10 protein-coding genes are annotated in these 11,482 nt (G+C 58.0%); 2 read left to right on the top strand and 8 right to left on the bottom strand.

Going from position 1 to position 11,482, the window contains the following annotated elements; genetic code table 11:
* Positions 1-168 precede the first annotated feature (168 nt).
* Both cax and PY650_RS28105 read right to left on the bottom strand, forming a co-directional pair.
* Complete coding sequence (gene cax / locus PY650_RS28110; protein ID WP_285882965.1) at positions 169-1,263, bottom strand: calcium/proton exchanger; 1,095 nt, start codon at positions 1,261-1,263, stop codon at positions 169-171.
* Positions 1,264-1,752: 489 nt separating this feature from the next.
* Entirely contained in the window at positions 1,753-2,556 is an 804-nt protein-coding gene (locus PY650_RS28105; RefSeq protein ID WP_285882962.1) for an arginine deiminase family protein, read from the bottom strand.
* Between the two features lie 264 nt (positions 2,557-2,820).
* Here PY650_RS28105 and PY650_RS28100 point away from each other — a divergent pair, with 264 nt between their 5' ends.
* Positions 2,821-3,552 (top strand): response regulator, encoded by a 732-nt coding sequence (locus PY650_RS28100; protein ID WP_285882961.1) that lies wholly within the window; start codon positions 2,821-2,823, stop codon positions 3,550-3,552.
* The gene (locus PY650_RS28095; RefSeq protein ID WP_285882960.1) at positions 3,549-4,817 is read left to right on the top strand and encodes an ATP-binding protein; all 1,269 of its coding nucleotides are present in this window, start codon (positions 3,549-3,551) and stop codon (positions 4,815-4,817) included. The genes PY650_RS28100 and PY650_RS28095 overlap by 4 nt, the downstream gene beginning before the upstream one ends.
* A 520-nt stretch (positions 4,818-5,337) precedes the next feature.
* On the opposite strand, the gene PY650_RS28090 is transcribed toward PY650_RS28095, so the two are convergent.
* The 6 genes from PY650_RS28090 to PY650_RS28065 form a co-directional block, all read right to left on the bottom strand.
* The gene (locus PY650_RS28090; protein WP_285882959.1) at positions 5,338-7,302 is read right to left on the bottom strand and encodes a MacB family efflux pump subunit; all 1,965 of its coding nucleotides are present in this window, start codon (positions 7,300-7,302) and stop codon (positions 5,338-5,340) included.
* Between the two features lie 3 nt (positions 7,303-7,305).
* Positions 7,306-8,628, bottom strand: coding sequence for an efflux RND transporter periplasmic adaptor subunit (locus PY650_RS28085; RefSeq protein ID WP_285882958.1), 1,323 nt, complete (start codon positions 8,626-8,628; stop codon positions 7,306-7,308).
* 208 nt (positions 8,629-8,836) lie between these two features.
* The gene (locus PY650_RS28080; protein WP_285882956.1) at positions 8,837-9,274 is read right to left on the bottom strand and encodes a hypothetical protein; all 438 of its coding nucleotides are present in this window, start codon (positions 9,272-9,274) and stop codon (positions 8,837-8,839) included.
* Positions 9,275-9,694: 420 nt separating this feature from the next.
* On the bottom strand, positions 9,695-9,976 hold the full coding sequence (locus PY650_RS28075; RefSeq protein WP_285882964.1) for a hypothetical protein: 282 nt from the start codon (positions 9,974-9,976) through the stop codon (positions 9,695-9,697).
* A 135-nt stretch (positions 9,977-10,111) separates the two neighbouring features.
* Positions 10,112-10,591 (bottom strand): hypothetical protein, encoded by a 480-nt coding sequence (locus PY650_RS28070; RefSeq protein WP_285882955.1) that lies wholly within the window; start codon positions 10,589-10,591, stop codon positions 10,112-10,114.
* Positions 10,592-10,823: 232 nt separating this feature from the next.
* Positions 10,824-11,360 (bottom strand): hypothetical protein, encoded by a 537-nt coding sequence (locus PY650_RS28065; RefSeq protein ID WP_285882954.1) that lies wholly within the window; start codon positions 11,358-11,360, stop codon positions 10,824-10,826.
* Between the last annotated feature and the right edge of the window lie 122 nt (positions 11,361-11,482).

Raw genomic sequence — 11,482 nt, 5'->3', positions numbered from 1 at the left:
TTAAGCGTGGGGCTCGGCTCCGGCCTATCCAGAGCAACCCCCGAATTCAGCTTACCGCGGGGGCGGGCCACCTTCATCCCAGGAACATACGGTCTAGCTCGCCCATCCTCCACTTGCTTCAGGCAATGGCCCTTGCCGGAGCGCGCGAAACGCTATCGCAGGGCGACGTCACTTCACTGCCGGAGGCAAGATATAAAGCGTCATGGCAAAGATCATATATACCATCAGCACCAATACGCCGACGAACCATGCCGACCGTCCGCTGTTGGTGACGAACATCGCGGTGATGGTTGCAAGGAGCACCATCACCACGGCACCTGGCCAGAACTGCAGATCCATCGGCGAAGGGCCGATCAGATAACTCACCAGCACCAGGACGGGTGCGACGAACAACGCGATCTGGGAAGCGCTCCCCAACGCGATACCGACGCTGAGATCGAGCCGGTTCTTGCGTGCGCCGGAAAATGCCGAAGCCATTTCAGCGGCGCCGCCAACCAATGCGACAACGATGAAGCCGACAAAGGCAGCGGTCATTCCGAAAGCTTCGGCTGCCTTTTGCACGGATTCGACGAAGATCTCGCTCACAAGCGCCACGAGTACGGTGACACCGGCAAGGGTGGCCAGAGCCAGACCGATCGGCCACGGTGCTTCATCTGCTTCGGCATGCTCTGCTCCGGAGAAGACCTCACGATGCGTCTTCAGCGAGAACAACAGCCCCAGTCCATATCCGATGATGAGCAGAACGGCGAGGCTAAGGCTCAGCTTTTGGGTGGCTGCTGCCGCTGATGTCGACTCCATTTCAGCAATCGCCGACGGCATCAGCAGCGCGACTGTGGCCAGAAACAGCAGGCCCGCTTGAAGGCGCGCGCTGGCCCGGTTGAACTCCTGCAGGTGATGTTTGAGGCCGCCAAGCAAAAACGAAGCGCCCAGCATGAACAGCGTGTTGGTGACGATCGCGCCGGCGATCGATGCCTTGACCAACGTGTATTGCCCGGCGCCTAGGGCAGCCAGCGCGATGACCAGTTCGGTAAGATTTCCCAGGGTGGCGTTGAGCAGCCCGCCAGCGGCGTCGCCAGTTTTGGCGGCAACGGATTCGGTCGCGTGACTTAACAACCCGGCGAGCGGCACAATCGCAAGCACCGACAGGACAAAAAGTGCCGTGTGGGCCTCAGGGGCAACTGCCGCGGCAACGAAAACCACCGGCACCGCGACCAACAACCATAGCATGGGGTTGTGGCGAATCTCTTTCAAAAGGGGGCCCAATTGTCTACTCCCGTTCGGACGCCAAGACGGCTCGGTCTTCGCCGATGCCAATAACCCGCGCCTTACCGATAGCCAGACGTCGGGCAATCCATTCGTCTTATTGCTCGCGGTATGGCGAGCGCATGATTACTGACATGTCGAGAGCAATCAGGTCCGCCGATGGATAGCTGAAACTTACGCGGTCGCCGGATTGATGTCGTTGACTATACCAGCGTTCACGACGGGATTGCAAACTGCATCGTGTGCAATCTTGTTCAGCCGTTCGGGGTAGTTCGACGGTCGACGCGGCGGCACCGCCGGATGTTTTTTATCCAGCTTCCCTGTCGATGACAGGTACGCGGCTAAATTTAATCCACTTTCTCTTTAATATCCGCTTCATGAGGCCTGGCGGGCGCATCAAGCGTTCGAAGACCGCACCGTCCCGGAAAGATCGTGTTGGTGCCCTGAGGAACCGATTGCCGGATGAGGACCTTTTGTTTCCCGGCAAGGCTATTGGTCGTCGCGATACCAGCGCAGCGACAGGCAGGAGAGACCTGCATCGATCCTGCCGATTTCAGCAGTCTTCATCGGGACGATCCGGTAATCAAGCTTGTCGAGCATCTCGAGCGTCCGCGGGTGATCAGAAGGCACCATGAGGACATCATTGACACGCAACGCATTCGCGGCCGGCTCTTCGCCATTCGGAATGATGATCTGCTTGAAATCCTCAAAGACACCGGTGCTTGCAAGACGGGCGGTCGACAGCACGGTTTCTTCGTCCAATAACGAGCAGTCGGTCTTGAAATGAAGCACGCCTTCCGGCGTTGCAACCAGCTTGGCTTTGCGGCCGAGTTTCTCGATTAAGCCGGCGAGAGCCTCGGCGCCTGCCCTGTCGGTTCGTGCTGAAAGACCGATCATAACGCTGTTCGGCGTGGTCAGAACATCGCCGCCGTCCACGTATCCATGACCTGGGAGATCGAGGACTGTGTCGAACATGTTGCGCAAGACGGGTGCGATTGCCGCTGCTTCGCCAATGCGGCTTGCCGCGCCCGGACGAAGCAGGATCGCACCTTCGGTGAACACGAGTGCCGGATCCTCGACGAAGATGGAGTCCGGAAAGGCCTCGAGCGGGGGCAGGACGGTCACCCCAACCCCGGCTTCGCGCATCGCTTCGATGTAACCGTCATGTTCTGCTTTCACGCCCTCATAGGTCGGGCCGGCGTGCCCGCCGGCACGCAGGCCGTCGACGACCGAGCGTGATGGTTCACGAACGATGGCGGAGTTGAAACGATAAACTGATTTGGGTGAAGCCATTTCCAAGTACCTTTATTGCCGTTTGGCGGTTCTATCGTGATTGTCCGTGGTGGTCGACTGCTTCGGTTTCCGATCTGGGTGGCCTCGATATTGATAGTTCGCAAAAGAGCGCCGAAGCGGCGTACTTATTTTGTTGCTCAGCATTTCCACCATCGAGATTTTTGTAAACCAATGTTTCTGACAGGAGTTTTTGCTGGTTTCGCCTGCGAAAAACCTTCTTTTGGAAAGGAGTGGTATAAAAATCTGAAGAAATGGGATGTGCCTATGACTGTGACCGCTGCGTCAGATGTCTTGATTGTCGATGACGACCATGAAATTCGCACGCTTCTGAGCCGATATCTCGAGGAGCAGGGCTTTCGCGTCTCGACGGCAAGCAACCTTCGCGGCTGCAATGACGCCCTCAATCGGCGCACTCCGGATCTCCTCGTCTTGGATGTGATGCTGCCCGATGGATCGGGCCTTGATCTTTGCCGAGATCTCAGAAACCGCCGTCCGCGCATCCCGGTCATTCTTCTGACCGCACTGAAGGAGGATATCGATCGGATCCTGGGGCTTGAGATCGGCGCCGACGACTATCTCGGCAAGCCGTTCAATCCGCGAGAGCTGGCCGCGCGTATTCGGGCGGTCCTGCGCCGGACAAATGAGGAACCGTCTCCCGAACCGGATCAGCGCCGGTTTCATTTTGCCGAGATGACTCTCGATCCGCAGCTTCGTCGCGTCACCAGGGACAATGGCGAGGTTGTCTCGTTGACCGGTGCCGAATTTGATCTGCTGAAGGCCTTTCTCGAACGAGCCGGCCGCTTGTTGTCCCGTGATCAACTGCTCGACTTGACGCAGGGGCGTGATCGCGATCCGGCCGATCGTTCGATCGACGTGCTGATGAGCAGATTGCGTCGCAAGCTCGGAGAGACTGCCGACGAACCAGTGTTCAGAACGATCCGAAACAGCGGATATCAGCTCGTTGTTCCGGTTACGGCTGTTAAGGGTGATCCATGAAGTCTCTGGGCGCCCGGCTGGCGCTTCTCTTGCTGACGGCCATTGTTCTGGTGGTTATCACCTCATCTTTTGCGGCGAGCCTTGTGATGCGGGGGCCGCGGCCGGAAACGACCATGGAGCCGATGGCGCGCCAGCTCTCCATACTCGCGAAGCTTGCGGAAAAAGACCGGGCTGCGGCGATCTCTGCTGGCGTAGTCATAGCCGCTGTTCCTGCAGATGGAGCCCCCGATGAACCGCTTTCCGGATTTCTGATGGAAAGCCTGCGCCGAACCGGCGATATTCGGGTTGCGACCGTATCGCGCCAATCGACCGGTACCACAACCGCCTCCCTCTACCTCCCCGACGGCAATTGGATGGTGATGCCGATGCCGGAAATGGGGCCGCCCCCTGGGGGATGGAAGATACTCACAGGATGGCTTGGCCTCATCATTACCGGAAGTGTGCTGATTTCCATATTTGCCGCATCGAAGATCATGAAGCCGCTTCGCCTGCTTGAGCGGGCCTCGGCCGAGATTGGGCCGGACGGGACGCTCCCGCACGTTCCAGAAACCGGTCCGGCTGAAATTCGCGTGACCGCGCGGGCACTCAATGAACTATCGACAAGGGTGAAAGCCGCAACGGAGAGCCGGATGCGGCTGGTCGCAGCCGCAGGACACGATCTTAGAACCCCCATGACGCGCATGCGATTGCGTGCCGAATTCATCAGGGATGATGAAGATCGGCTGAAATGGCTCGCCGACCTTCAAGAGCTCGACACGATTGCCGATAGCGCCATCGGATTGGTGCGCGAGGAAATTTCCACGGACAGCATGCAGCGTGTAAGGCTCGATACGATCGTCGCAAACATCGTGACGGAGCTGACGACGATGGGCATGGCGATCGAAGCCGGCGAGCTGGAGCCTGCGATGATTTGCGCAGGCTCTCTGGCGGTGACAAGGGCGCTGCGCAACCTTTTGATCAACGCGGCAACGCACGGTGGTTCAGCGATCGTCACCGTCACTCACGCTGGCGACAAGGCCGTCGTCAGGATTGTCGACACCGGGCCGGGAATTCCCGAAGAGCGCCTCAGCCAAGTGTTCGAGCCCTTTTTTCGGATCGATATCGCACGACAGCGGTCCTTCCCCGGAGCAGGCCTCGGTATGGCTATTGCCAAGGAAATCGTTTCCAGGTTCGAAGGAGAGATCACCGTGCGCAATCGCCAGCCGAGGGGTCTGGAACAGGTGGTTGCATTCAGGAGCCGCGGCGATGGACTCGCTGCTGGTTGACACATGCCTCTTTCTAACAGCGGGCGCCGATTGCCAAACTTTTGCTGCCGCCAAACTCAATTCCCCGGTTGAAATTCGTCGATCCTATTCGATCATCCACCCTCGAAGCGACGATTGCTGCTTGCTGTTCAAAGAAGTGGAGCAGAGAAAGCAAATAGGCAACGGGCGGTATCGACTATAATTTGCCACGCGCAAAGGACGTACCAACGATATGCCAAATAAAACCCGAGTGATATATAAATTCATCGAAAGATGTAATGGATAAACCCAGAATAACTCAGCTATGTTAGAAACGTTTGGACAAGAAATATCCTAAAAAAACCTTGTTTCGGCAATGTTTGGAAATATTTCCAAGGATGGTTGCTGTAAATTCATATGCGGTCCGGAGCTCTTCGAGTGCTCTGATCACCCGCATGCCGGCTCCGCCAGACGCCCCCAACATGAATGGTGGAGCCGGATTTCTCCCTCCTTGTAAAAGGGGTTGGCGGTCCATTGATCCCAAGGTTTTGGCAGTAGACGATCAATCTCTTGAAAGGGCCGCCACCGGATCGAGCCTGGACGCGTTGCGCGCCGGCAGGTAGCCGAAGGTCAGCCCGATCACGCATGAACAGGTAAATGCGAGCGCAATGGTACTTCCTGAATAGACCAGGGAGAAGTTCGATCCCAACCGGTTGAAGGCGAGACCGAAGCTGAGCGCAAGCCCAATCCCAAGCGCGCCTCCCAACAGGCAGACCAGCACCGCCTCGATCAGGAATTGCTGCAATATATCCTGGCGACGGGCGCCGACAGCCATGCGAACCCCGATCTCGGCGATGCGCTCGGACACCGAGACGAGCATGATGTTCATGACGCCGATGCCTCCGACAAGCAACGAGATGACGGCGATTGCGGAAACAAGCAGGGTCATCGTCCGCGTCGTGCTTGCTATCGTCTGACGGATGTCGTCGGTGTTGAGAATGAAAAAATCTCTGGTGCCGTGCCGGCTTTCCAGAAATTGCGTCACCGCGCTCACTGCGAGCGCGCTTCCGGTATCGTCATTGATGCGCAGGGTGATGCTGCGCAGCGACATATCGCCGAGGAAACGCGCCTGCACGCTGGTATAGGGAAGATAGACCGAGAGATTGTCGCTGGACCCGAAACCACCTTGCTGCGAGGCGATGACGCCGATGACACGGACGGGCACCTTGCCGACGAATATCACCTGCCCGGTGGGATCTAGGCCCTTGGCCGCAAAGAGCGTTGTCGCCGTATTCTGATCGATGACGCCATCCTGCACCATGCGACGCACGTCGTCTGCGTCGAACAGTCGACCGGCGACGAGTTTCGAGCCCTTGACCGAGAAATAAGCGTTGCCCACGCCATTGATGAGGGCATTGGCCTCCGTCGGACCGAACCGGATCGTCTTGCTGGTCGAAACGGTCGGCGTGACTGCACTGACATAGGTCAGTTTGGTCAAGGCATCGGCATCGGCGACCACCAGGGTCTTTATACGACCTGAACGGGTATCGCCAAAGCTCTTGCCAGGAAAAATTTCCAGCGTGTTGGTGCCGAGACTATTGATATTGGCCAACACCTTGCGCTGCGAACCTTCTCCGAGCGCAACGACGTTAACGACCGAGGCTATGCCGATGATAATGCCGAGCATGGTGAGGAACGTGCGCAACCGATGCGCATTCAACGCAAGGGTCGCCATGAGAAAGGCCTCGCGCAGCCGGTTGCCCAGGTCACGCCAGCTGGCGCTCCCGCGCTCCATCTCGGGTACGGAGCCATGCTTGTGGGAATTTCGGTTATTTTCGTCGTGCGAGCGCCCGTCGGCGACGATACGGCCATCCGAGATCTCGATGACACGCTGCGCGCGCGCGGCGACCTTCATGTCATGGGTGACGATCACCACGGTATGGCCTTCGGCATGCAGCTCGGAGAGGATGGCAAGCACTTCCTCGCCGCTTTTTTGATCGAGCGCACCGGTCGGCTCATCGGCGAGGATGACATTGGCGTTGTTCATCAAGGCACGCGCGATGGAGACTCGCTGCTGCTGGCCACCGGAAAGCTGACCCGGCTTGTGCCCGGTCCTATCACCCACGCCAAGACGATCAAGAAGAGCGGTGGCGCGGGTATGCCGTGCCTCATTGGGTTGGTCCGCATAGATCGCCGGGATTTCGACATTGCCAAGCGCGCTTAGCTCGGAAAGCAGATGATAGCGCTGGAAGATAAAGCCGAAATGCTCTCGCCTCAGCTTTGAAAGCGCATCGCTGTCGAGCCGATGTGTCTCGGATCCGGCGATCGCATAGGTGCCGGCGGAGGGACGATCGAGCAGGCCGATGATGTTCATCAACGTGGATTTGCCGGAACCGGAGGGGCCGACGATGGCGACCATCTCTCCTTCGGTGATCGACAGATGGACGTCCTTCAGCACCGCAATGGTTCGCTCGCCGGACTGGTATTCCCGGCTGATGCCTTTGAGTTCTACAAGCGCGGCAGCCATTGCTCAAAATCCCATCGGCGGCGGCGGCCCGCCGGCGCTGCTGCTGGTCGTCGTGCTCGTACTTGCTTGACCGATGACAACGCGCTCGCCTTCCAAAAGGCCCGATCGCACCTCGGCGATGACATTGTTGTTGAGGCCGATGGCGACTTTTCTGGAGGTCAGTTGTCCGTCGGCCGCGACGACGTGCACATTGTAGGATCCGTCAGCAGCTTTCACTCCAAGCGCCGAAGATGGGATGACCAGTGCGTCCTTGGCCGCGCCGAGCACGATATGGACTTCAGCCGACATATAGGTTCGAAAGCGGTTGTCCCGGTTCGATACGGCGAAGATGCCATTGTAATAAATCGCCGAAGACGAAGACGACGAGGTCGTCGCGCTGCTCGATGCGGTGGTGCTGGAAGATGTGACGCTGCTGTCGCTGGTGATCGATTCCGGAGCCGGCTCGATCGATTGCAGCACCGCATCATAACGGGTGACGGGATCGCCGAGGATGGTGAAATAGACCGGCTGGCCCACCTTGACCTTGACGACGTCGGCCTCCGATATCTCGGTGCGAACGATCATCGTGTCGAGTTGGCCGAGAATGACGATCGTCGGAGCCGACTGGGCAGCATTGACGGTCTGGCCTTGCTGATTGACGATGGCGAGCACGGTCCCGTCCATCGGCGCGGTAATGCGGGTGTAGGATAGATTGGCCTGCGCCGTTTCCACCGCAACCTCCGCCGCAATGATCTGTGCATCGAGCGCAGCGATTTGCGCGGTGGTCTTCTTGACGCTGGCCTCCGCGCTGTCCAGATCGGCCTTGGAGCCGGCTTGATTGCGAAAGACGGTCTGCTGTCGTGCCAGTGTCTGTTGCGCATTGACGAGGTCGGCTTCGCTTTCTTCGCGCTGCGCTTTGACATTGGCAAGGGAGGCCTCGGCAGTCCTCAGATCATTGCTTTGCGTCGTGGAGTCGATTTCGGCGATCAGCGCATCCTTCTTGACCGCCTCGCCGAGTTTGACATTTAGCGCTGTGATCCGTCCCGAAACCTGAGCGCCGACGGCGACAAGCTTGATCGGTTTGAAAGTGCCAGAGGCAAGCACCGCTTCTTCGACGTCGCCCCGCCCCGCCGCCGCGGTGATGGCGGATGAGCTTTCCTCTCGGAAGATGTTTGTGCGAAACGGCAATGCGCCGGCGACGACAAGAAGAGCGAGCCCGGCAAAAGCCAATCCTGGCCGCCGGAGCCGGATCTTTCGGGAAGTGCCCAATGGTCGCGCACGTGGCACGGCTCGGTCAGTTTGTCTCAGTTCGGTTTGCGCCGTTAGCCGGCCTTCGGAGTACAGCATGGAATTATCTAACTATGGTCAAGTGCGGATCAGCGCATCCGCTTAGTGATTGGTCCGGGGATGCCGGGCGGGGCAAGCCCCGGACCTCGCAGCCCTTTTACGGGCCGCTCCTTCCAACTGACGGAGATCAGGCAACTTGCGTTCGGGGGTATCCCCGTCGGATGGAGAAGGAGATGAATAGCTTGCCCATCAAGGTGCAGACCGATGGCTAGTGGAATCTGCGAGGCCCTGGGTCGAGCGATCGTTCGGCATCCTTGAGCTTCTCGAGCTGGTCAGCCGTCAGAACGGCGCGAAGTGCGGCTGCCCTATCTTTCAGCATACGAGCCTTGATTGCCTGGTCCAGCATGCGATCGGCGATCTTTTCCCCGAACAGTCCGGACGGTTTCTTGTCTCCAATGTCAGGACCTGATGGTGCTGTTCCTGCTCCTGGAAACGAGCTCGGCGGCATATGGCCCGGAAAATCGAGAAAGTCCGTCAACGCGGCGGTGTAGCCCCGCCAGGCATCAAGCTGAGCGACACGGATACCGATCAACGTCTCGATGGCCGATAGTCTGCTTGCAAGCTCCAACTTGCAATCCGGGTCGTGAAGCAAACCGGCAGGCGGCTCGGGCGCCGGCGGGGCGGGCATGTCGTTCCTCAATGCCATAATAGGGCTATCCAACCGAGGATCGCGGAAAAGGCCGGGGCATTGCCCTCTTTTCGGCCCCATCCATTCCGGCGCAAATTGCATTGTCTCGGCACCAACAGGTTTCTGCTCGGCGACCGGGATTGAAGGCTCCTCAGCAAGTGCCGGAATATTCACGCCGCCAACAGCTGTTAACAATAAAGTGGCAGCGAAACGCAGATGCTTCATGATCAAGGCCTTTGAACTCGGTTCAATTCATTGATGCGAAGCTATCCGAAGCATATAAACCGGATGCGTCTTTATATTTCCGAGTATTTCTTCGCGCGGGAATGTTGCGAACGAAGTTTGCTGTGACGCTTTCAGCAAATATTTATTACAAGATTATTGGCCAAAGCCGCATCCTTTGGCGATGGGATACCAGAGGGGCGGTCATCAGGGATCTCAAGTGAAGCTCTTGAACGCGATCTTTTCGAACAAATCGCTGCGAAATGCGGTATCGACGACGACCGTCGCGATATAGCAGGCGCGAGCGGTGAGCAGGAAAAACAGCACCAGCGAGACTACACCGAGCGTGTAGTGCCTGAGCGCTGAGCGCTTCGGCATCTCCTCTATGAAGTTGTTCGCGGTGTTTTTGAAGAACCGCCACACGGCTACGATCACAAACAGCGCTGATAAGATGTAGCCGCTTGACGCTGCCGCCCCTATTATCCAGGCCACTGTCATGCTTGCCACGTAAAACAGCAGCTCCTTTTTGGGCACGGCGGCTTGCAGATGTCGGACAGAAAATCCAAAGGGACGTGGATTTCGATCGCGCGTCGAGCCGAATTCGCCTCGAACTGAGCTACGAGCAACCATGTCTCAGCTCTTTGGGTTTGTCGCGAGATAGCTAATAATTAGAGATCTTACGGATGCCAGCCATCGAAAGGGCCATTCGGCGCTGGCACCGGTCGCCGCAATTGGCGCCGTTTCAGGCTGGGTAGGTTCGGTCCTGCCGGGCCTTGGTTCGATGAGCGCCTTGATCCGTTGCAGGAAACCGGTGTCGTCAAATTGCTTCGATGAGGTGACCAGCCCGCTCTCGGACGGAACAGCGTGAAAAAACACCTCGAGATTCACCACCGGGATGGAGCGCATATTACGGACGATATCAATGTCGGGCCGTGTGGTTACCGCAAGACCGTATCGATCCGAACGCAGCGCATCGAATACTTCCGGCACCGACAACGCCACTGTCGCTTCATACCCGTTCTCGGCCAATTTCGTCGCGATGACATGAGCGGCGCCCTTCGGCAAAAATATCAAAATGCGCTTTTGGGCACCCTTCGTTAGGTCCGAGACCATGACAATTCTCCAGTATAAAAAAGAAGAATAGCCGTTGCGCGTCTCGCGGCTTTTTCGGATTGTTCGATTTTGTTGCGAGTGGGCGCGACAGCTTTGCTGTCTGCAGGCAGGTAAAACAGTGAGATATCGTTTGGAGGCTTGTCATGATGAGCGCCAGCGGCGGGGCTCTCGTATGATTGTGAATTTCCTCGCGATCCGTTGATGTCAGCCCGCCTGGACATGGGTCTTAACCTCACCAATCGGTGGGAATGACGTGATCCAGCATCTTGCGTCCGCCCTTGAGGGCTGCCCCGGAAGCGTCCGCCACCCGAGCGACAACATAGGTCGCATCTTTCAATGGTGAGAAGCCGGGTTCGTCCTTGCGATTGTCGCTCGCCTGTAATCGCCGACTTTCGGCATAGCCGTTGCCGACAGGGTATCCGGCGATCATGGGATCCCGGGTCTCGCATTGTGGCAGGCACTCGTCGAACCGGCGCACATCTGGCGAAGCGGGAAGGGGCGCCTTCGCCTTTTGCACGTGGATCCGGGCTATGGCGAGCTTCGCCGGGCTCGTCGATCTTTCCGCCGGAATTGGGACAGCCACATTCGCGATCGCCAGTAACGGCGTGGCCGGACTTGTATCGATAGCTGCCTGCAAGCTGTTGATAGCAGGCGGCCCGTCGAGTTTGCTATTGTCGAAAGCAACGGGGCCGAGGCTCTCGATTGGTGTCGCCGCATAAAACAGCCCAACGACGGCGGCGCAAGCAGACAGTGCTAACACCGCATGCAAATAGGAGCCTTCTCGAGCATTTCTCCATTCAATCCGCCTCGTCTCCATCCAGCGCTCCCTAGGGCGTTACATCTCACGGATGGCATTGATGCGCCTCAAATACGGCGGGCTGTTCGCCAAAA

The sequence above is a fragment of the Martinezella calliandrae genome (genome assembly GCF_030272695.1).
Classification (GTDB): domain Bacteria; phylum Pseudomonadota; class Alphaproteobacteria; order Rhizobiales; family Rhizobiaceae; genus Rhizobium; species Rhizobium calliandrae.
Note: the sequence above shows the minus strand (reverse complement) of the source record. Positions and strands in the feature narration are given on the sequence as shown.

Bases quoted from the DNA above. Each gene is read 5' to 3' on its own strand.
- PY650_RS28080 (WP_285882956.1), bottom strand. From the start codon at position 9,274: ATGGCATTGAGGAACGACATGCCCGCCCCGCCGGCGCCCGAGCCGCCT.
- PY650_RS28095 (WP_285882960.1), top strand. From the start codon at position 3,549: ATGAAGTCTCTGGGCGCCCGGCTGGCGCTTCTCTTGCTGACGGCCATT.
- PY650_RS28070 (WP_285882955.1), bottom strand. From the start codon at position 10,591: ATGGTCTCGGACCTAACGAAGGGTGCCCAAAAGCGCATTTTGATATTT.
- PY650_RS28085 (WP_285882958.1), bottom strand. From the start codon at position 8,628: ATGCTGTACTCCGAAGGCCGGCTAACGGCGCAAACCGAACTGAGACAA.
- PY650_RS28100 (WP_285882961.1), top strand. From the start codon at position 2,821: ATGACTGTGACCGCTGCGTCAGATGTCTTGATTGTCGATGACGACCAT.
- PY650_RS28075 (WP_285882964.1), bottom strand. From the start codon at position 9,976: ATGACAGTGGCCTGGATAATAGGGGCGGCAGCGTCAAGCGGCTACATC.
- PY650_RS28105 (WP_285882962.1), bottom strand. From the start codon at position 2,556: ATGGCTTCACCCAAATCAGTTTATCGTTTCAACTCCGCCATCGTTCGT.
- PY650_RS28090 (WP_285882959.1), bottom strand. From the start codon at position 7,302: ATGGCTGCCGCGCTTGTAGAACTCAAAGGCATCAGCCGGGAATACCAG.